This window comes from Variovorax xiamenensis, from assembly GCF_050916385.1.
Taxonomy (GTDB): Bacteria; Pseudomonadota; Gammaproteobacteria; order Burkholderiales; family Burkholderiaceae_C; genus Variovorax.
Genome location: NZ_CP139038.1, coordinates 353009 through 376151, shown reverse-complemented (window position 1 = coordinate 376151; position 23143 = coordinate 353009). Strand labels below are relative to the sequence as shown.

At 62.7% G+C, this 23143-nt stretch carries 8 protein-coding genes; all 8 read right to left on the bottom strand.

The window, feature by feature from the left end; all coding sequences use genetic code 11:
• Positions 1-2 precede the first annotated feature (2 nt).
• The gene (locus tag SFB74_RS01555) at positions 3-3872 is read right to left on the bottom strand and encodes a hypothetical protein (RefSeq protein WP_432728903.1); all 3870 of its coding nucleotides are present in this window, start codon (positions 3870-3872) and stop codon (positions 3-5) included.
• 617 nt (positions 3873-4489) lie between these two features.
• Positions 4490-4831: a hypothetical protein gene (locus SFB74_RS01550; RefSeq protein ID WP_432728902.1), complete on the bottom strand. Its 342-nt coding sequence runs from the start codon at positions 4829-4831 to the stop codon at positions 4490-4492.
• Between the two features lie 65 nt (positions 4832-4896).
• Entirely contained in the window at positions 4897-5439 is a 543-nt protein-coding gene (locus SFB74_RS01545) for a hypothetical protein (RefSeq protein WP_432728901.1), read from the bottom strand.
• Positions 5420-10612 (bottom strand): RHS repeat-associated core domain-containing protein, encoded by a 5193-nt coding sequence (locus SFB74_RS01540; RefSeq protein ID WP_432728900.1) that lies wholly within the window; start codon positions 10610-10612, stop codon positions 5420-5422. Before SFB74_RS01540 ends, SFB74_RS01545 begins: the two co-directional genes overlap by 20 nt.
• Positions 10613-10670: 58 nt before the next feature.
• A complete protein-coding gene (locus tag SFB74_RS01535; RefSeq protein ID WP_432728899.1) occupies positions 10671-11168 on the bottom strand; it encodes a glutaredoxin domain-containing protein in 498 nt (165 codons plus the stop codon).
• Between the two features lie 97 nt (positions 11169-11265).
• Positions 11266-17559, bottom strand: a complete 6294-nt coding sequence (locus SFB74_RS01530) for an Ig-like domain-containing protein (protein WP_432728898.1) — start codon at positions 17557-17559, stop codon at positions 11266-11268.
• A gap of 97 nt (positions 17560-17656) precedes the next feature.
• Positions 17657-19216 (bottom strand): hypothetical protein, encoded by a 1560-nt coding sequence (locus tag SFB74_RS01525; RefSeq protein WP_432728897.1) that lies wholly within the window; start codon positions 19214-19216, stop codon positions 17657-17659.
• A 112-nt stretch (positions 19217-19328) separates the two neighbouring features.
• A complete protein-coding gene (locus SFB74_RS01520; RefSeq protein WP_432728896.1) occupies positions 19329-23081 on the bottom strand; it encodes an IPT/TIG domain-containing protein in 3753 nt (1250 codons plus the stop codon).
• Positions 23082-23143 lie beyond the last annotated feature (62 nt).

Below are 23143 nucleotides of genomic sequence, written 5' to 3'. Positions count from 1 at the left end.
CATCATGGCTGTACCGTGGCCGTCCATCGGAGGTGCAGGCCTGCCTTAAAAAGCCCCGGAGGAACCTGGAAGTTCGAGCGAACGGTGATCGTGTCGTTCGTCTTTGCCGTTTCACCCGCACCCACTGCGCCAAACACCAGCGTGTCGTCGAGCAGGCGGAACACGCTGAACGGCATGCGGCCCAGCTTTGCGCTGACGCCAGCAACGGCGGCTCCGGTATTCGTCAGTTCACCGCGCAGGGTGTACTCCCAGGTGCGCGCGTCGATCTTCTTTTCCGTGACCACAGTCAAGCCGCACAGGTGGATCTTCGGATTGCTCGTGCTCGAGAAAACATCCACGTTGTCGTGGTTGATCAGGTTCACCTCCTTGCCGGACAGGCCGATGTAGTTCGGGTCGTTCGACAGTGCCTTGCCGTTGAGTACCTGATAGTCCTGCGGACCGTCGGGTGCACAGTCGTCGCGCCCCGTGACCGTGACCGTCTGGTTGACAGACCAGTTGCCCGGCGTGAACAGCAGCTTGGAAGGCGTCGGCTCTCCCTCGCGCAGATTGGTCGACGCAATGGGCACCGTCACGTCGGACGAGGGCTTGCTGGCGAGTCGCACCTTGTACGTCGCGCTACCGCCCTGCTCCGATGTGAAGAGCAGAGCGCTCGCCGTCACCAGGACGAAGCCGGACTGCGTAGCCGGCGGAATCACCACGGTGCCCGGCGCATAGGCCCGCCCCATGCCGCGCGCGTCATAGATCACGGCATGGACGTAGTAGGTACCGGTGCCGAGCGCCGATACATCCCATACATAGCTTCCCGACTGCGTGCCCGCGTTCTGGCGCAGGCCATCGACGATCAGGTTGCCGGCATAGCCGGAGGCGGAAGTGCCGTAGTACAACGCCACGGTCGGCTCGATGTTCGGGTCCACGCCCTCCCAACGCAGCGTGACCTGCTTGCGCTGCACGCCGTCAACCGTCACGGTGTCGGGCACGATCGGCGTGGCCGGCGCGGTCAGTCCGATGCTCGGGTTCTGGTAAGGCCCCGTGCTGATGTAGAGCACCGCCGGCGTGCTCCAGGCGCTCATCGCACCCGATGCATCGACGGCACGCACATGCCACCAGTGCGTGGTCTTGTCTTCCAGCACCGTGCCCACGATCAGCGCAGTCGTGTTCGACATGCCGCTGGACACGCGCCGCGTGAGGCCCGCGTCACGGAACACTTCGAACTCGTAGCGCACCGCCTCGCCTTCCGGATCGATCACCGGGTTGGCTTCGAGGCTGGGCTGCTGCGTGGCCGCCCATGCACCGTTGCCGGGGTTCTTGACCGTCGGCGCGGGCGGCGGATCGTTCACCGCGTTCATCAGGAAGTTGCCCATCACCCACGCCGACTCGGCATGGCCGTCTTGCGCCTTGGCGCGCCACCAGTAGCGCTTGTTCTCCACCAGCGCGGGCGTCACCCAGGTGGTCGAGCCCGCGCTGTTCTGCATCACCTGGCCCGACGTGCGCTTGTCGGCCGAGTCGAAAGTGTTGACGGAATCGATCTCGAACACATAGGTGATCAGGTCGTTCTCGGGGTCGATGCTGTTCAGCACCGTCAAGGGCGTGGCCGGGGTCGCGCTCTGCCCGCCAACGGGCGGCGACACGATGCCCGGCATGGTCGGCGCAAGGTTGCCCGTGTTGACGATGAACAGGCGCGCCGGCGTCGGCGTGACTGCACCCAGCGCGTCCTTCGCGATCACCCGCCAGTGGTAGCGGCCGTGGTTCACCAACGGTGTCGGCACGGTCCAAGAGGTGCTGCCACCCGCTGCTTCAGGCAGGTCCGCGACCTGCGCGACGATGTCCGTCAGCGCCGTGTTCTTGTAGACGAAGACGCTGTAGGTGACGACGTCGCCGTCCTTGTCGAAGCTGTTGGTCCAGCTCAGCGTGGGCACCAGCGTGGTCACGTCGGAGCCCGGCACCGGGTTCGTCAGGTTGAAGTTGTCCGGCGCATCGTTCACCGTGTTGACGAAGAAGTGGCCGTTCACCCAGGGGCTGTAGATCGTCGTGCCGTTGAAGGAACGGGCGCGCCACCAGTACTTGGTGTTGTCGCTCAGGTCCACGTCCACGATCCAGCCGGTCGGCTGCACCGACGTGCCCGAACCGTTACCCGGCGCCGGAGGCGCCTTGTCGACCAGGGCCGAAGCCACCTGCTGCGTCATCGCCTCGTCGGCGTAGACCTCGACCTGCACCTTGGTCGTCGGGTCCTTCGCATCGGCCGAGGTCATGACCTGCAGCGTCGGACGCAGCTTGGTCACCTGCGCGCCGGATACCGGACCGTCGATGGTCGGTGTACCAGGGCCCGGCGGTGGTGCGTCCGTCTCCACCTTGATGCTCGCCGCACGGCTTGCGCCCAGGGTGCCGTCGGTGGCCGTGTAGTTGATGAGGTAGTTGCCGGTCGAGCCGGTGCCCGGCGTCCAGCTGAACGAGGCGCGTGCCACCGTCGGACTCTGCGGGTTGGTTGCCTGCGGCGTGAAGGTCGCTCCCGTGGGCAGCGGCGCAGCACTCAGCGTGACCGGCGTGCCCTGTGGGCTGGACGCCTCGAGCAGGAACGACACCGCCTGGCCGACCTTGGTGACGCGGTCGGGGATGAACTGGATCACCGGTGGCAGCGCCACCTGCGGCGGCACCTGGAAGTCGCTCTCGTAGACGCCCGTGGTGTTGACGTCGAAGAAGTTGACGAAGTACTCCCACCGCTTGGTGTCCTGATTGCGGCTGCGCGAGAGCCACACGTTCTCCGGCAGGATCTGCTTGGCGTCCGAGCGCACCACGTTGCCGATGGCCTTGGTGCCATTGAACGGGTCGCGCATCTTCGCGTAGACGAAGCCGTCGGTCGGCGGCATCGTGAGCTTGTAGGTGGCCGCACCCTGCGAGTTGGTGCCGGCCTGCAGTTGCGCCACCGCGCTGCGGTCGGTGACCAGCGTGTCCAGGCCTTCGGACTCGTAGACGCGGATGTAGTCGCCATCGACCGCGAGGAAGTCGCGCACGGTGTCGCGCCCGGGAAGGTCGACGCGCACGTCGCGGATCAGGAAGTGCGCGTTGGTCGCCTGCAGGATGGAGGTGACTGCACCGCCCAACTCGTCCGCATGGCTGAAGGTGGCGTTGAACTCGGTGAACTTGCCCGAGAGCGATGTCTCCATGATCCAGCGCCCGATCTTGCTGGTGGACGCGGCGATGTCGCCGAAGTTGATGAGCAGCGAGTTCTGCGTGGGCGCGTCGTTGACGTAGCTGCCCGTGAGCTGGAAGTTGATCAACAAGCCCTGCTTGTTCTCGATGATCTTGGGTTGCGCCGAGTCGATCTTGAGGTTGCGCGCCGAGGCGTGGCCGTTGTTCTTGACGCGCACGCCCAGCGTGAAGGGCACCACGGGTTCGATCTCGGCCGTCAGCGGGTCGTCGCCCTCGACCTCACGGGGCAGGAAGTAGTTGAGCGTGAGCAACGGCAAGGGCTTGACGGTGACGACGTCGGGCGAGACCTCCAGCGTCTGGTCTTCACCGGCGTAGCGGTACTTGAGCGTGGCACCCACCAGGTACTTCTTGCCGGCGGGATTCAGGCCCGCCGAGCCGGGAGCGGGAATGATCAGCCAGTTGATGACAGCGGACGTGGCCGGGCTCACCGTGCCAGAGCCGGTGACATCGGAGATGTTCTGCTTGTTGGAGACGCGGATGAAGAACTTCGCGCCGCTGGCGTTGGGGTCTTCGGTGACCAAGACGGGCGTTCCGTTCTCCTCCATCACCTTCACCACCACCGAGACGTTGGAGATCACGCCGCTGTCGGTGGTGTTGTTGATCTTCATCTCGGCGTCGAACGCCTGGCGCTCCAGGGTCAGCTGCTGCTTGATCTGGATCTTCACGCTCGCGCAGACGGTTTCCTGGGCGTGCCCAGGTATTCCGGCCGCGAAAAGCAGCAAAAACAAAAAAACGAGAAATCGTGCATTGACACCTTTCACTCCATCCTCCCGATTAATTTTTATCAACCCTTAGAAGCAGGCGATTCAATCTTCAAGCGCCCTCGTGGTGCGGCAACCTCGAATTCGAATTCATTCCCCTCCAAAGATTCAAGTGCTTTTAGCTTCCGCATTCAGGATCTTCTCAAAATCTCAGAGGGAATTCCCAAAGCAAAATAACTCCCTCTGTAGGCGGACTTAACAATGCAATTATTTTTTTCACCCATTTCAGCAGAGACTGCTCCCTTTTCGGATCGAGGCAGAAAACATGAATCGTAGAGTAGTCAGATGCTTTAGGGACACATTCAAACCATTTTGCATTCTTTTTTAGAAATCGCCTTTATTTTGTCGCCACACCTCAAATTCTTGACAAAATAAGGAACATTCTCGACTTTATAGATATTTTCACCCAATGGCGTACACCACAGCGACTCCACTGCAAATAGCGGCCAGCCATCGGCATCTTGAATAACATAAAATGAACTTTTATTTCTTTTGTACATTCATTTGCTTTTTTATCATTATCAAAATCGCACTTTCAGCATCAACTTTGAGTTACTTTTTTGCATTCGACTCAGGCCACCCAAAACCAACTCAATATCATTCTCTTCAACCCACAGAGCATTGGTTATTTCATTGTGGCAATGCAATCCCAAGCTTTCGACATTTCGCTCGAATTGCACCAGATACCTGCTCCTCCCAGGGAGTCCCCAAACGCCCTCTCCATTGCAAATTGCCATCCCTGAGTTACCAATTAATATCCAATAGTTTTCTGCCACCTTTACACCAGAAGGGGCACTCGGCTTTCCCAAAAAACTAATAAGCCGAACTCTTTTTCCAGAAAATTTGCCATCATTCGAAATCATTGGAACAACTCATTGAAATAGGGGCGGAGGGGCTCAGGGATGTTTTTCTGGCCGATGATCGCCCCTCAATGCGCCCCATGCCCAATCGGTAGTTTTTTAAGTTTCGTCAACTTCATTCCGGAATTTTTCAACTCAGAAATCGCCTTTGGCATCGCCCCTTTTCCCGAAAAATAGACATAAAGGTCATAGCCAAAATGCAAATACCGATCCTTTGACTCGATACTCAACCAAATGCACTCCCTCAGAACCAAACGAATTAAGTCTTGAAAATCATTAACCCCCAGTTCAGTTCCGATGCTTGGTATGTTTTTGAGGAGTATGCGATCAAGCCCATACTCTTTAGCTTGCTTTCTTGCCAACTTCAAACTTGACCTCTCTGTTTCAAGAAGATTTATTCTCGGAAGATCGTTCCCATGAAACATGAATAGTGTCGCGGCGGCAACCATTGCACGCTCGTATCTCACAAAGTCATCGAGAGAGATTTTTCTAAGTCCGATTTTCTTACCGATATCAAAGACGGAAGAGAATGTCTCTTCTTCGGATATTTTTGACTCACTCTTGCTTGGCGGGGATATAAGCAATATCAAATCAATCTCCAATTCGCTCACTAAGATCTGCGTTATAAGTGCCGTCTCGCGTTTTTTTGCTTCTAAGATTTTTTATATTTCCAGTGCATTTTTTCCAAACCCCTCCGTTGTGCCCATCTATATCCGGAGAAATATATTCCCGCCCTTTGCGATACACTGGCTGTCCATGGCTACGTTGCCCGGTTGGGTTAAATCCTGGCGGTGGTGTTGGACCTCCTCGAGCGTTATGTACAACCACACCTTCCTCGCCAACGAAGAAGGTATGAAGGTTCTCCACCTCCAAATTAAAGACTCGAATCGCCTTTGTCTCGATTCGGATATTCGTAATAGTGGCCGCGCTAGCTAGATCGGCATCTCCGCCCTCGCCGCCCTTTAGTAAAAGCTTTCCGCCTCGCTTGAGCATGATGGCGTCTCGCCATCCTTCGCTCGTCCTGAAAGGGTGTCCGTCGGTGGCAGTGAGCTTTCCCCCCGTACTCAGCGTCAGATACACCAACCGCTGCCGCTTCTCGCTGCTGATGATGTCGCTCACTTTCTCGTAGCGATTGGCATCCGGCCCACGAATGCCAAAAGCGCTTTCTATTTGTGAGCCTTGAGCTTGTTGGTCTTTTTGCCTTGGGCTTAGCGGGCGACTTTGGCTGAGATAGCCGTCCACCACGGCCATCTCGTCCCAAGCCAGCACTTCGTCTCCAACCTTGATGTCCGCAATAGGCTTAAGAGCAGCCCGGCCTTCCTTGTCCTTCACGTGCACCAAGGTCTCGCCCGAGAAGCTGTTTTCTCTCAGGCCTCCTTCGCCGAATCTGGGTAGTGTTGGCAGCGAGGGCAAGGTGAAGCCACTTCCTCCGCCCCCGCCATCGAGCATCGCCCCTCCAACCCCGATGGCCGTCCCTACTGCACGGGAGTACTTGCAAGGTCTCGGGATGGGGATCAGCGACCAGATGCAGTCCTTGGCGCAGTCCTTCACGGCCCCCATCAGATCCGGGTCATCGCAACTCACGCCAAGCATCTGGCCCGCCGCGTCCGTTGCCAGCTCCACACCCACGCATGAAGTCATGCAGGCCGCGTAGCGCCGCGCAGCCCATCTGACGGCAGCACTGCCTGCCGCGCGGGCAATAGCCGCCCCCACGGGGACGAGAAACCCCAATTCACCGGTAGGGTCCACGAAGCGATTCGGGGATGCACCGGCATAGGCATACAGATTGATGCCCCCCTCGAAACCGATCGGGTCGCGCGCGGTGTAGCGCCCCACATCGGGGTCGTAGTAGCGGCGGTCGTTGTAGTGCAGGCCGGTTTCAGCATCCCAGTACTGGCCGGGATACCTCAAGTTGCTGGTGACGGCCGTGGCAGGGTTGACAGTGGTCTGGGTGGTGGCCTTGCCGTAAGCGTCGTAGCTGGCACTCCACACTACCGCGCCAGCCGCATCAGTGATGCGTTGCGGGGTGCCGAGATGGTCGTTGTGGTAGTAAACGGTGCGCCACGTGCCGGGCTGGCTCGTGTTGGCCAAGCGGGCGTAGATGGGCGCGGTGCCGGACTCGCTCTGGGGGTTCCAACCATAGACCGTCCGAACCTTGCCATTGCCGTCGGCTTCGGCCAGCGTGCCCCACTCGCTTTGCAGGTAGTGCGTGGTTGCGTTTCGGATGTCGCTTGCGCCGGGGCCAGCGGTGCTCAGGGTCGTCGAGTTGCCCAGTTCCTTGCGAATGCGACGATCGAAGGGGTCATAGCTGTAGCGAGCGATGAGCTCACCAGCACCATCGCGCACTTCGCTCAAGCGCTTGAGTGCATCCCACGCGTAGCGCGTGGTGCGCGCGGGCTCGCTCTTGGTCGTATCGGTCTTCTGCGTGAGATTGCCCGAAGCGTCGTACTGATAGTCGACGGTGCCGGTGCCGCCCGCAGCAGGGCGTTGCGTTAACTGGCCGGCGTTGTCGTACACCCAGGTACCGCTGCCTGTCCTGCTGTGGGTCAGGCGATTGCTGTTGGCGTCGAGCGTGAATGCCTCGCTGCGTCCGCTCAGGACACTGGCATCGAGTGCCGTGAGTCGACCTGCGTCGTCCAGTGTGTAGTCAACGCTGTTGCCGTCGATGGTGGATTGCTTGACTTCAGCCAGCTTGCCGAACTTGTTCTGCAACTCGAACACTGTCGCCTGGGCCGGATTGACGACCCTCAGACGCGTGAGACTCTGGTAGGCATCGAACTCCATGCGCTGCTCGGTGCCGCCAGGGAGGACTACTCTCTTTGGCGCGAACCACTGCCACTCGGTCACGGACAAAGCGCCGACGCCGGGAATGGTCAGGCTCTCCAGCACGCCGGTGCCGTCGTAGCCGTACTCGATGGCGGCACCGTCCGGACCGGTGTATGTCTTGATCTCGTGGTTGCCGTAGTAGGAGTAGGCGTGTGTAAGGTTGAAGCTGCCGTAGTTGACGATCTCGCTGCTCAATCGGTCGACATCGTCGTAGCGGCGTGTGGCGCTGTAAGTCCCGTCGCTCCAGGTCAGCAGGTTGCTGGCAGCGTCGTAGGTGAAGCTGGTGGTCTTGGTCAGTGCCGCCCGGGCGTCGTATTCGCGCTGGGCAGTGACCCGACCCATCGCATCGAAGTCATAGCCGACCTTCTGCCCGTTGGCCAAAGTTATCGTATTGAGCCAGCCATTGGCGTCGTGCGCGTAGCGCGTGACACTACCCAGAGCATCGGTCGTCGAGGTCAGCAGGTTGCGCCGGTCGTAGGTCATGCGAGTGGACTTGCCATTCGCATCCACGACTTCGATGACATTGCCGCGCGTATCGCGCACCAGCCTGATGCTGTTGCCCAACGGGTCCTTGACTTCGCTGAGTTCGTCGTGTGGCGTATAGCTGTAGTAGCGGGTCTTGCCGTTGGCGTCGGTCGTGGTTTTTTGCCGGCTCGCGCCATCCCACGTGTAGCTTTCTATCCGTGACTCGGCGCCCGCCTTGTCGTTCGACAGTGTCGTTCGCTCGCGCGCGTCATAGCGAAACTGGCGCTGGAAGGTGGGGTAGCTCAGTTGGCCAGGCTTGCGTGCGCCCTTGTCGGAGCCATCGGGCTCGGCGTAATCCAGCGCGTAGCTCTGTCCCTTGGCGTCGGTCGCCTTTGTCAGTCGAACGAGGGCGTCGTAGTCCATCTGCATGGACTTGCCACCGCCGTCAGTGACGGAGGTCAGTGAACCCTGAACGTTGTAGCTCGTGGCATAAGCCGCCCCCGTGGGGTCGCTCTGCTTGAGCTGCCGGTTCATCTTGTCGTGAGTGAACTGGTAAACCTTGCCGCGCTCGTCAGTCGCAGACGCCTGGTTGCCGGCCGCGTCATATGCGGCGCTGACGGTCTTGCCTAACGGATCAGTTTCCGAGAGCTGGTTACCGTCGGCATCGTAGGTGTTGGTCCACACCGCTCCAGTGGGCCCGGTGAATTGCACCAGATCGCCGAGTCGGCTGTAGATATATCCGCGAAGGTTGCCTTCCGGATCGATGGTCTGCGCCAATTGGCCCGCCTGGTCGTAGCTCAGGCGCCAAGTGGCGTCGGGGGTGACGGTACCGTTGGGCTCCGTTCGGCCCTTTCGGGTGATGTGGGTGGATCTGCCCGAAGCATCGCGCTGGAATTCGGTGATGCGCTCATCGGGCGACCCCACCGCCTCGGTCATCTTCGTGAGATTGCCCTTTCCGTCGTATTCGTATCGAGTCTTCACCCCCAGTTCATTCGTATCTTCGACGGAGTTCAGCAGATTCGGGTCGTAGCTTGTTGTGAGCTTGCTCCCATCTGGATGCTCGATCTGCGTGACCTGCTCAAACTCGTTTCGCGTGAGGGTGGTAGCGAAGCCCCTGGCGTTGGTTCTTGTCTCGGTTCTTGCGCTTGGGTCTCGCTTGATCTCGATCTCGGCGCGTCCGTTGACCTCGTACTTCACCAGGTCGCCTGCGCGGTCATGGCTGTAGTCCTCCACGCGTCGACCTGCGGCCGTCGCGGGGCCCTGTACCTTGCTGTAGAAGAGTTTTTTGGCGCTGTCCCAACTCGAGCTGTATTCCGTGACGCCTCCGTCCGCCGCTGTCATGCTCTTGACGGCCGTGCCCTCGGATTCGTACGTCAACTTGGTTTCACCACCTCTCGGATCGGTGGTCTTGGTCAGCCGTGATTTGCTGTCGTAGTCATAGGCAGTTGTATGGCCGCGCACATCTGCAACGCCAGTCATGCGACCCAGGGCATCGTAGGTGTAGGTGACGGTGCGCTGTGGCAGGTCAAGACTTTTGCCCACCTGCGGCCAATCCTTGGCCTGCACGAGATAGCCGGCGGCGTTGTAGTGCAGCGTAATCAGAACGGATCCACTGGTCGTGGTGCTGCCGGCACCGCCGTCGACGATCCGCACCAACTGGCCCGACGCATTGCGCTGCAACCAGATGGCGTTGTTGTTCTTGTCACCATACCGGCTCATCCGACCTTCGTCGTCATACTCGGCCCAATCGCCCGACTTGTCGCTCCAGCGCCAGCCACTTGCGACGTTCACGGCGCCGACCAGCGGCACGCTGCCGCCCACAGGAATGGCGCTGCCCGCCGGAAGCTTGAGGATGGCCTGCTTCTTCAGAAAGAATCGATTCTTGAAGACGTAGACTCCGCCAGCACCGACATACAGCTGGCTTTGGCGACGCCACCCTTCGAGCACCTCGCTGGAATTTCCCACCAGGTTGCCGCCGATGCTGCCGCAGCCACTCGCGAAGCCCGTGGTAATGACCGTGTCCAGTGGAACTGCGGTCTGGCTGTAGCTGCGATTGAGCGGCAGGTATGTTTCGGCAGGCACCGCCGCAGCCCCCCCGTTGCCTCCACCAATCGGCACGGTCACGCCGTCACCGGGTTGCCAGTCCTCGTCGACCCAGATCCAGCATGTCGACGAACCGCCTCCCTGGCTGCCATTGCTCATGCCGGGCGAGCCTCCCCCGGTACTCTGCGTCATGGACGGCTTGTAGCTGGCCGAGATGCCATCCCAATTGCGATTGAAGCGCCACCCCGTGCCGTTGAAGGTACGTGCCCAGGACACATTGCCTATGGCGGCTTGCACACTCAGGTCGACGACCTCTGCGTTCATGGTTCCGTTGGGGGGAACAACATTGCCCTGAGCCACAACGCCCGCAGGCAGGCCGAGGCAGAGTAGCGCTGCCAGCGCTGCACCCATTCGGCGCACCATCCGCCCGATGCTTGGTTGGGTTTTCACAGGTCCTCTTTCCCGTATTTCTTCTGAATCGAATGCAAGGCTTTCGCGAACGACTCGCCTACCTGCTTCGCATTGCAGCCACGAACTCTTGAGAGTCGAAGCCGTCCCTCATGTGATGACCCTTGACGATCAAGTAGGGAATACCGTCGCCACCCAGGCTGGCGAGACGGGCTTTGCAGCCATGGTCCCTGTCGATATCGCATTGCTCGTACTTGAAGCTATGCTGTTCCATCCATCCTTTTGCTTCGCGGCAGTTCGGACACCAGTCGGCGCTGAAGACAAAGACGTCGCCCGCCTGCGTGCCAGCCGCCAGCTCAGCGAGTTGTTCGGAACTGTCGCTGCGGCCCAGGCGTGAGTCGAGGCTGCCGACACTCTCGCTCGTCAAGCCGCGCTTGCCCGCCATCTGGTAGATGGCGTAGCACCCCACGATCAGTGCAAGCACGAGCAGCCACTTGCCCCACGCGAAGCCGCCGTCGCCAAGGGCCGTTCCTGGGTGCTGCCTCTGACGCTGATATGGGTTCGGCCGCGCCGCATCGGCCGCCTTGTTGTAGGCCACGCCGCAGCCAGGGCACTGCCAGACTGGCACGCTCGAGTTGTCAGGACGAACGAGCTGGCACTTTGCGCAAATGGCGGTCATGAGTGTTCGCTTTTTGTCAGCTGCATTGCGTCTTGCCTCCCGGAATGGCTACGCACTTCTTGCCGGGCAGAGAAATGGAGGTACTGCCACCGCCAATGCCGCCGAAGCCGCCAGCGCCGCCCCAACCGCCGCCACCACCGCCGCCGCCTCCTCCACCGCCACCCGAGGAGCAACTGCTGCTCGAATTGCTGAACCAGCTGGTCGACGTGGAACCGTTCGACAGCTCCCCGTTCTTGCAAGTGAAGTCGTAATTCACCCGCGTGGTGTTGCTGTAGTTGTAGCAACCACCGCCACTCGCATTGCCTGCATTGGCAGGCGTCTCCAGCGACTGCAAGGCGATGACCCGATAGGGAATGGTCACGCGCTGCTTGGCCTGCAGTTCGGTGGGCACCTCGACCAGGAATTCGTAGCGAAAGAACGAGTCGCTCTGTGGCAGCTGCTGCTTCACGCCGTCGGCGCGAATCAGCCCATGGTTTGTCAGCGACAGCTCGCCATAGAACACGTCGCCCGGGTTCATCTTGGGCAGGTTCACCGAGCTGGGCTGCATCACCACCACCGCCGCCGGCACGTCGGTCTCGAAGGTCGCGTCGATGGTGATCTCGTAGCGGTCCTGGATCGTGACCTCGCGCACGCTCCACTCCACCGTGATGAGGTTGTAGTTCAGGAAGATCGGCTGCGTCAGCGTGACGCCCGGCTTGATCTGCAGCCGTCCAGCCACCTCCTGGTGGTTGTTGGCCCGTGCTCGATAGGTGTAGCGACCGGCCGGAATGTTCTGGAAGTAGGCCTCGCCCAGGACATCGGTCGTGAGTTGATGGCTCACGCTGGCGACGTCCTCGTTCTGCAAGGTAATGGCCGCTCCCGCCAGACCGGGGATCAGCCGGCCCTGCTTGTCGAGGGTAGCGGTGTAGATGTCACTCGCACGGAACAGCACGTTGCCCCGCCCGCTCTGCGTCACGCTGGCATAGATGTTCAGGCTCTGTGCCGACACGTTGGTGCCCTGCACATTCAGGCGGAACTCGTGCACGCCTTCCTGCAGGCCCGTCGGCGGCTTGAAGGCGATGTCGATGGTGCGCTTCTCGCCCACGGCCAGGTTGCCATCTGCATTGCTCGAGATATTGACCCAGCCCGGCACCGCACTGCCATCGGGCTTGGTCAGCGTGAAGGCCAGCGCCAGCGCATCCTGCGTGCCCTTGTTCTGCACGCTGACGCTCTCGATCTGGCTCGCACCTTGCGACATGCCGGTCTCGATCACGCTTGGCAGGCTCACCAGGTAGGCCTTGGCCTCGCTCAACGCGTAGTTGATGCGCACCAGTCCGATGGGGGCGCCGGCGCCTTGCGGGCGCTCGTCGCTGTACACGCTCAGGATGACGCTGCCCGAGGCCGGCGCCTCGTTGGTGGCGCTGAAGACGACCGGCACGTTGACCTGCGAACGCTCGCCGATGCTGGCCGGCGCGGGCAACTGCAGGTTGACGCCCACGGGCAGCTGGCCCGTCGGCTGGGCACTCGGCTCCAGCACGAAGCGCATGTTGGTCGCGGTGGTGCCGGCGCCCGAGCGTGCGATGAAGGGCACGGGGTAGCTGTAGTTGCGCGGCACGTCGACCTTGAACGGCGTGGGGCCGAAAGTCACGCGGTTGATGGTGAAGCTGCGCTGTTCGGGCCGGTCGGTCAGGTCGGGATGGATGGCGCTGATCTTGTAGAGACCCGCATCCGTGGCCGTGGGCTGAAAGGTGTAGGTGAAGGTGCCGCTTGCATCGGTCAGCACGCTGAAGACGCGCTCGAATCCTTGCTGGTTGAACACGAGCTTCAGGCGCGTGCTCGGCAGCGGCTGATTGCCGCCGCGCGCGAGCGCGCGGCCGCTGATGACGATGTCCTGGTCACCGAAGGAGCTGGTGGGCGTGACGTTGGTGATTTCACCCACGTAGGCGGTGTCGATGAGCGAGACGGCCTTCTCGCTGCCGCGCCCGGCGATGACGACCTGGTCGTCCTGGCCGCTGTGGTAGCGCATCTTGTCGACTTCGAGCTTGACGCGGATGCTGTTGGGGCTGGAGCCCGGCACGGCCAGGTCGAACTGGTCGGAGGTGTAGCTGGCACCGGCCGGAATGCGCGCTACGGTCTGGCCGTTGGTCAGCGTGACCACGTTGGCGCCCACGGCCTGCTTGTAGGGCTGGGTCGCCAGCACGTTGCCGTCGGCATCGAGGATCTTGAAGCGCAGCTCGCTCGAAGGGTTGTTGCCGCCGGCGGTGGCCGTCAAGAACTCCACTTCGACTTCGGAGGTGTTCTCGATGGTCAGGCGCACCTTGCCAGCAGCGCCACGTGTGAACTCGCCGGTGGACATGCCGACGACGAGCGCGCCGTCACCGACGTCGAGCGTCTGGTTGCGTGCGATCTTGACGGTCTCGCCTTCGTTCGGACTGCTCTCCAGGCCCACCTGGGCCTGGGCCTGGCCGGGCAGGTCGGCGTAGCCGCCAACCACCACGGTCACCAGTTGGGTCTGGTTGCTGCCGAGATCGAAGGGCTCGGACTTATGGTCGGCGAACTGCGTGCCCTCGCGGTTGATGGGCAGGCGCACCATCACACGCGCGTTGGTCACGGCGCTGGCGGAGGTGTTGACGACCTGGGCCTGCACCTTGTTCATGATGCCGCGCTTGAGAGGCAGTCCCGACACGATCTGGGTGCTGACGGCCGGCAGGCTCAGGCTGCGGCCGATCTCCTGGCCGGAGCCGTCGACGCTGGCAACGGTGTAGCGGCGCTCGCCGCCCGAGAAGCCGCTGTCGCTGAAGGTGGTGGCGGTGATGGGGCTGGGCGTGAGCTTGGTGCGCGTGGCATCGGGGCCGACGTACACGTTGTAGCCCGACAGCGTGCCGTTGGGCGCTTGCCACGAGACGACGGGCAGCGCGTTGCCGATCTGCTCGATGCGCAGGTTGACCACGGGCAGCAGGCTGGCGTTGAGGTAGGCGGAGTTGGACACGGCCGACTCGTTGCCCGCCGCATCGACCGCGGTGACGACGTAGGCGCCCTGGCTCGGGGACGGCTGCGGGTCGTAGGTGATGGACTTTTTGACGCGCGTCTTGATCGGCGTGAGGCCCGCCACGCTGGCGATGCTGGTGCCGCTGGCGCGGTACAGGTTGTAGTAGTCGACGGTGCTGGCCACGGGCGCCTGCCAGGTGGCCTTGATGCCTTGGCCCGTGAGCTGCAGCGCCAGGTTCTGGGGCGCACCGGGGGCATTGGCGATGGTCGTGACCTCCACCGTCGCGCTCTGGGTCGACACGGTCTCTTCGCCATTGGACGAGCGGATCGATGCGACCGCGTAGGTGTAGCGCCCATCGGCGGGCGTCTGGTCGGTATGCGTAGCGCCGCTGGCGCGCGCGAGGGCAACGAGTGTCGCGTCGCTCGGGCCCTTGCGATAGACCTGGTAGGCGAAGGCTTCGTCCACGGCCTGCCAGTTCAGCAGCACCTTGCCGCCCGGCAATGCCTTGCCGGTGAGCATCAACGGCGCTCCGGCCGGCGGCAAGTTGCCCTGGTAGACCTGGAAGCGGTTGGCGGCGCTGACGCGGGTGGAGACGTTGTCCAGGTCGTCCTGCGCCTGGCTGCTGAAGCTCAGGATCTCGAGCGACGCCAGGCCTGCATCGGTGGGCAGCACGAAGCTGGCCTTCCACGTGGTCGCGTCGACGGCTGTGAGAGCTGTGATCGGCGTTGCCTGGCGTACTGGGCCCGACAGCAGGTATTTGATCTGCGGCGAGACTCCGGGCTTGGATGCCTTGCTGAAGACGAAGGTGGCTTGAACGGTCGTTCCCGCGCCGACCTTGATGGGGGCGCCAGGGTTCAGGGTAATGGAAGACAGTGCAGGGCCTTCGGTGTCGATCTTGAGCGTGGCCCCGGCACCGATCTCGGTGCCGCGGTTGCCCACCGTGTCGCGCGCCGAGAACAGTGCGTTGGCGGTGCCGGACGGGGTGTTGCCGTCGACGAAGAAAGAGCCGGTGTATGTGGTGGACCCGGACTTTGTCAGCTCCAGCACGATCGGCGCACCGCTTGCCGGCACCACTGCGAGATAGGGTGCGGTCTGCAACTCTTCGCTGACGATCAACTGCACGTTCACCTTACCCTGGCCGATACGGCCGGATGCCGCATCGACTTTGCCTTGCGGCTGGTACACCACCGACACAGCCTTGGGCGCCGTGCCGTCAACCGTCACTTGCACTTGATCGGTCGGCACCGACGGTGTGGAAACCGAGTTGACTGCGACCAATCGGTAGAACCATGCGCCGTCTGGCTTGGGCAGGTCTTCGTAGCTGGTTCCGGTGATCGGCGATGCGTTGGCCTTGGCGGCCGCGCCGATGTCGGTGAAGGCGCTGCGCGATCGGTAGAGGTCGTAGCCGATGGCGTTCGGGTCGGTGGAGCGTGTCCACGTCAGGCGGACCTTGCCGTCGACCAGTGCCGTGCCCGCGAGGTTGCCTGGACTCGAGGGCACGGTGGCGTCGAGAGTCACCGCCACTACGGCCGACGGGCCGCTCTGACCATAGACATCGCTTGCGCGCGCCTGCACCTGATTGCCGCCGGAAGCGAGCGTGACCGTTCCGCTGAATGTGCCGTTGCTGGTGGTCAGCAACGGGCCGGATGGCTGGCCATTGACCAGCAGTTGCACGCTGCTTCCGGCGGCGGCGGTGCCGGCAACAGGCAGGGAGGGGGTACGGGTCGTAAGGCCCGTCTTCGGATTGGTGATAACGGGAGCATCGGGCGCCGCGTGTGTGACCGTAACCTGGAAGCTCGCGGTGGTGACGTTGTTCAGCGAATCGACCGCGCGCCATATCAGTACATGGCCTCCGTTGGCAACACCCGCGATGCTGAACGGCGCGCTGTACAGCCCGCCGGAACCCGAAGGTGTCGCGATTGTCTGGCCGTCGAGCAGCAGTTCGACGCGTGCAACGCCGCTGCGGTCGGTCACCTCGGCAGTCGTCACGGCGTCGCCGGACACGGTGGCGCCATTGGCCAAGGCAACGCCGTCGAGCCGCACGTTGGCGACGGCCGGGCCGAAGGTGTCTGGCGCGGGTGGTGTACGCGACACCGTCGCCACGCGCGACTGCTCGCTGCTTCGCCCGGCCTCGTCCGTCGCCACCACACGCAAGGTGTGGTCGCCGTTCGCGCTGTTGTCGGTGTTCCAGGCGTAGCTGTAGCTGCCTGAAGGAGAAACCGTGGTCTGCGTGGAAACCACCTGCCCATCAAGATAGAACACGACCTTGGCCAAGCCACCGACATCGGTGGCGGTGGCTTCGACGGTGATCGGCTGCGCGAGCACGCTGCCGGCAGCGGGGTTGTTGATGCTGACCACCGGTGCAGCACTGTCGATCAACACGGTCGCCGTGTTCGTGGCGGCGGGATTCGTGAGGTTGGCCGTCACCACGGTGCCAGCCACATTCCGGAACTGCACCGCGATGGTCTTGCGACCGTCGCCCGCCGATGCAGCGTAGTCGGTGACAGTCTTGCCACCAGCCAGGGGGACGAAGGTCGCCGCGGCGAATTCGCCGTTCTCTGCGATGCGGTACTCGGTCGCGTTCACACACGCGAGCTCGAGCCGCAGGATGTTGGTTGGATAGAAGGGAGCAGGCGCGACCAGCCGGACGCTCGGGCTGATCAGCGGCGCCTGTGTCAGGTAGCTGCTGTAGTTGACGCCTGTCGATACGGCATCGCCCTGGCCTTGTGGATTGCCTGCGGTGTCGCGTGGTCCGCTTGCATGTCCCCACCAGTTGCCGGTGGCCTGGATCACGGTGGCGGGTTTGGCGTTGTTGATCGCGAAGGCGGAGTTTTGCGAGAACTGCGTGGCCGTGATGTTCGGCACACTGCCACCCAACGCCTCGATGCCCGTTCCATTTCTCAGGAAGCTGGAGCCTGTGATTGCCGGATTGGCGCCATCGAGCAGGCGCAAGCCGACAGTGTTGTCGGTCAGCTGCATGAACTGCAGAGCGGGACTTGCGCTGCGCACAGACAATCCGGCGCCAGCAAGACCACCGCCATAGCGCAACGACAGGCCGCTCAATCCAGCTTGGCCTGCGGCAGTCGATGTCTTCTCGATGCTTAGGCCTCGCCAGCTACCTGGAATGGGTGTACCTGAAGTGGGATTTGTCTGGCCCGCGACTGTGTCATCGTTGGCACTGGTGAGCGTGACGGCTGAACCCGCACGCAGCTTGTCGCGCACGACGAGCTGTGCATCGGCACCGAACTTGACGACCACGCCTTCGTCGAGGATCAGCTCGGCAGCATGCGCGACCGGCCCCAGCGACGGTGCAAGCATCGCGAAGGCAACGGCGGCCGCCACGAAACGCTTGCAGCGACCGCGCCCGATGCCCTCTTGCCGTTGCCTTGCATGCACCACTGTCGCTCCCTGTTGTTCTTTTCCGGGTGGCCGTTCGCGGTCAACCCGTCAAGCCGACGAGCTGCAGTACCGAGGCGGGCACGGTGTAGCGCTTGCCGCTGGCTGTCACGAGTTGTGCAACGCTGTCCTGCCCCATCGAGGCGACCAGCTCCACGCGCTCGACCTTTTCGTTCTCCGCGAAGCGGGAGAGCGACTCGGCCTGCGCGACAGTCACGGTGTAGCTGGTGATGGCCTGCAGGACGCTCGGGCCCTGCGGAAGGTTCACGCTGACACTGGTAGCGCCACTCGCGGTGGTGCCTGTGAGCGCCGGACTCAGGACTTCGACGGTATCGCCGTAGGCCGGCACGACACGCAGCTTGATGGTGTTGCCAGTGGGCACGTTCGCCGTGGTGAAGTTCACCGTGACGGGGTTCGTTGTCGTGGCGGGAAGCGTGACGTCGGCATTGCCGGTGGGGATGGCCGGGACGTTGGTGCCGGCGACCGAGGCGATGCGAATGACGGGCGCGTTGGCCACAGAGATGGCGCTTGGCACTTCGGTCGTATACGTCGGCGACGAGGCGCCGCTGAACGTCACGCTCTCGCCTTCAATGCGAATACGCCCCGGTGAACCGCCGTTATGTCGCACGTCGTTGCAATACTGACGGGACCCGTTGTTGACCAGACATCCGCCGTCGGCATTGAGCGAGCCCGCGCCCTTGATCGAGGTAGCGACCAACTTGATGGCGCCACCGGAACCTCCCGAGCCTTCGCTACCGACACCGGTACCGGCACGGTCGGCCGCATCGCCGCCGCCCGCCAGGATAGAGCCCGTGAGAGTGATCGTGCCACTGGCCGCGATCAGGATCGCGCCACCACCACCACCACCGCCGCCGCCCGGGTAGTTCGTCCCTCCCTTACCTCCGCCACCACCGGATCCACCGATGAGGGGAACAATGGCAGGGGTGCCATAAAGGTTGGCCCGCCCGGGCTCATCGGCCACGGCCGTGCAATATTGGCCGCTACCCCATGCCGCTCCCCCTTTGGTAGCGTATGCGCCGCCACGCCCCATGCGATGGTAATAAACCCCCCCATAGCATCCATCTGCTCGTTCATACCCACCAGCACCGCCGCCCGGCCCCAGTCCAGCGCCGCCACGCGTCGGTTCTCCGCGATTTTGAAGATCGTCCTTGCCGCCACGGCCACCGTCATAACCGCCTGGGCCACCCATGCCGGGGATACCGTCATCCGCCTGGTTGCCATCGCCAGCAGTACCCGATGGTTTGCCTGTTCCACCACGAATGTCGATGCTGCCAACGATGGTGGCATCGCCGCTGACGAGCAGTTGCACCGGCGTGTTCAGCACATTCTTCTTGAACGTCACGACGACGCCCGTCGGAATATTGATCGAGGTGTACTGCAGGATGCCACTTGGCGGAAGCACGATCTCGGTGGAGACGGCGGGGTTCAGCACACCGTCCGCACCGGTGCTGCCGCTGTTGAATGCGGCGTGGCTTGTGCCGATCGAAGCAAGAAGAACGACCGCGATGGCGGCCTTCGGAACAGCGTTCAGCCGTGACGCCACGACCGACAGGCGAGATGCGGTTTGCAGGGTTGAATTCATTCGGGACTCCTTGAAAAGGCGATGGACGCACAGGCAGACAAAGATGCGGCTGCCTCGGTAGCACCGCTGTAGATGGCCCGCGGCCAGCATGGAAAAATTGGAGATCGGTTCATCACTGCACCGGGACTACGTTGAGGGTGTTGTTGGTTGCGCCCTGGCCACTCGTGGCGCCGCCCGGATACACGAGCCGCATGACGCGCGGCCCCGTGGCGGCAGATGGCGAAAGGAAGACGCGCACGCTGAGCTTCTCACCGAGCGAATCAGTGCCCCACGTCAGCGTCGACTCCTCGAGCGTGATGTCCTCGGAAGGCTCGATCGCGATACGCCGGACCTCTTTGAGATTGATCCCGCGCACCACCAACGTATATCTGCGGCCGCGCGTCATCACGATCGGCTCGAACGAAGAGATGACCGGCGCACTCAGCACACGCAGTTGTAGATGGGTATCCGTCAGTGTCGGAATGCGCTTGCCCGTCGCATCGAGCAAGTTGATCCGGTAGCTGTGGCTCGGCGCATCTGCGGCAGCCTCGAACGGCACCGTCGCTTCTGAGCCCGACGCGTCGACCACAGGAGCGCCCAGCGTGATGCCGCCAATCGATGCGGAGGGAATCAGGCTCGCAGCGGCCGCGCCGTCGAGCGAGATGCCGCTGATGGTCAGGCTGCCGGTGGCTCCCTTGACGATCCCGTCTGGGCTCACAGCCTTGACGATCGGCCCCATGAGGACGCGGACATTCGGTGCGACGACCTCCCTGGCGACGGGCGGTGCGACCGGCGGCTCGCCGACCACTACACCCACCAGCGGAGACCTGGCATCACCAAACGGTCCGCTTACCGTGCGCGCAACCTGCACAGTATTGAACGGTGTCGGCGTCGCCGACGATTCGCCCGCAACAGTTGCCACCACCAGCGTGCGCGGTCCGGTCTCCGCGCCGGCACTGGCCTGGACGCTGACCAGCATTGACGTGCCATCCGCATCGGCCTTGGGTGTACCCAGGACTGTGATGCCCTGCGGCGGCACGAAGCGCACACCCAGCACGTCGCGCAGGTTGCGGCCACGTACGATCAGGTCGACCTTCGGCTTGCCGGCCACCACGACCTGCGGATTGATCGATACATCGACCACCGGCAGCTGTGCGGCGATGAGAAATTGCGACTTCGCCGGCAACAGGAAAGGAATCGCCGGGCTTGCGGCGTCGGAGGTCTTGAGCACAACGCGGCGCGCAGTCTTGGCCGCGGCCGCATCGATTGCGACGGTGAAGCCGACCTGCGTACCCGCACCGTTCGGCACCACGTTGCTCACCGTGAGGTGGCTTGCGGGTTGCATCTCGACAGTCGTTACCGACGACAAGCCGGTTCCCAGAACCAGCACGTTGACAGTGCTCCCCACGCTGGCGGCATTGGGGGTCATGTCGAATGCGCCCGAACCGACGATCACGCCGACCACCGGTGACACCAACGGATCGACACTGCCACTCGGCAGCACCGGAGGCTCACCGATCACTACGCCGACCTGCGCAGAAACAACCGGGCCCACTGGCTGGATCTGGGGGATCGTGATATCGCCGATCTGCACGCGCACGACGGGTGAGCTAAGGTCACGATAGGTCGCACCGACTTCACGCGCTACCTGGAAGGTGTTGCCCGACGTGGGAGCGCTGGACGATTCACCGCCCGCCGTAGAAACGATCACGGAACGCGGCCCACTGGTTGCAGCGGCATCGGTCTGCACGGTGATCTCGAGCTGTGTCCCGTCCGAGTTCGCGACCGGCGCGTTGATGGCCGTCACGCCTTGCGGTGGCTCGAAGCGCAGCGAGCGGATGTCACGCAGGTTCTGTCCACCCATGGAGAGCTTGACGGCCGCTTGACCGACGGTCACGACGTTCGGGTTGACGAAGTCGATGCGCGGCGCCGGCGCTGCTACTACGAACTGATCACCAGCCGGCGTCGTGAACGGCACGCGGCCGGCGGCGCTGGAAAGGATCAGACGGCGGGCTGATTTGATCGCGGCAACGTCGATGACAACGTTCACGCTCAGGATCTTGCCGTCGGCGCTGACCGAAGGAACGCCCATCGTGAGACCGTCCGCGGGCACGAACTGAACCGCAGATACGGCGCTGAGCCCCTCTCCGAAAATCTCAAGTGTGAGCGAGGTGCCGACCACGCCTGCGGCTGGCGCGATCTGTTTGGCATGCGCGCCGAATGAAACACCGACAAGCTCCGACGACAAACCGTTGATCGAGCGGACCACCGGCTGCGTCTCGCTGCCGACGAGCACGCCGACCAGCGCCGAAGTGACGGGCTCGTATGCCAGTGTGACGGGCGGCTGGATCACAGCCACGGGCAGCGTGGCATTGGCCCAGCCCGAACGAGCCACGATCACTTGACTCTCCCCGATGCCAACGCCCTGCACCAGGAAGGTCGCCGTCTTCGCGCCGGCCGGAACGACTACGCTCGGCTGCACTGTTGCGATAGCAGGGGCGGTCGACGTGAGATTGAACTCGAGCCCACCCGCTGGTGCGTTGAAGGGCAACTGGAGTGCGATGGCTTGCGAGGCGCCCGCGAACATCGACGCAGTCGCCGGAACAAAGCCAGCCCTCGCCTGCTGCACCATGAGAGGCAGGACATTGGATGTCAAGAAAGCACCAGGATTCAGCGGATCGGGCGTGCGCAGTCGGACGCCGCGCGAGCCCGCAACCAACTGCTCCGGCACGCTGGCGGTGAGCTCGGTCTCGGAGCCGTACCTGGTGGGCAGCGGCTGCCCGTCGAGCTCCACGACGGTCGAATTGGTAAGGAAACTGCCCGAGACGGTGACCGTCGTCGCGCCCGCTGACGTGTAGACGCTCGACGGATTGAGTGCCGTGATGCGCGGCTGGTTGCGCTGAACGATCAAGGCGTTGGTCCTGATCGCTTCGCCGGCGTCCGTGAGCAGCGAGAGATCGGCATTGCCGGCGGTAGCCGTCAACGCAGCCGCGACCTGCAGTTGCAGCCGCGTGTCGGTCGCACCAGCAAGCACTTGCCCAGTCAGGCCGGCCAGCGACCACTTGGGCGAACCGGCGCCAGTCAGTCGCTTGCCGGTGAGCGACAGGGTGACCGTCTCACCGGCAAGGATGCTGCCGGGCTCAACGCTGTCGATTGAAGGAGAAGCGCCAACGGACAAAGTGCCCGAACGCACCAGGTACGGAATGCCTCGCAGGCCGAATCGCGTGGTGCCCGTGATGTCGCCAGACGGCACCACCACCGCATTGAGCGTGTTTGCCGAGGCCTGATTTCCCGAGCCGCTGAGGCTGGCCGCCAAATCGGCAGAGATTGCCGGAGCAGCATGATTGAGCAATCGCACGCTGTCGAGCGCGACAGCGGCGCCGTTGACGAGCAGGCCGCGACCATAGGCAATTTCGGTGTGCTGGAGCGCGCTTCCCGAGGCACCAGCCGCAAAAGCCAGTTGCCCCCAATCGCCGGCCATCGGCGCCGCACCTGAGCGCGCCTTTTCGGAAGTGAACTTGATTGGGCGAGCCGAGTCGCCTTGAGCAAGCAGCCTTCCGGAATCGACCCGGAGTTCAGCGCCCGGCCCCATGTAGACGACCACACCCGGATCGATCATCAGCACCGCGGAGCCCTGCACCGAAACAGTCCCGCTCAGCACGTATGGACTGGCGGCGGCCGTCCATCGGACAGAAGTTGAAATCGAGCCGGAAATCGCCGTTTGAGCGGAGGCTTGCGTCACTCCCGTCAATACGGCGCAAAGCGTCAATATGGCAAGCAGCGCACTTCTTCGCCAATTGCGAAGCAGTTCTCGCGCATGAAAAAGACCCGAGATCAAAGAAACCTCGAACGCAAACCGATCGCACCGAAAAATGTCTTCGGGCAAACCATGGAAAGACCAACCCACAATCGGACAGCCGATTCGGACGTGGCAATCCAACGCTGCAA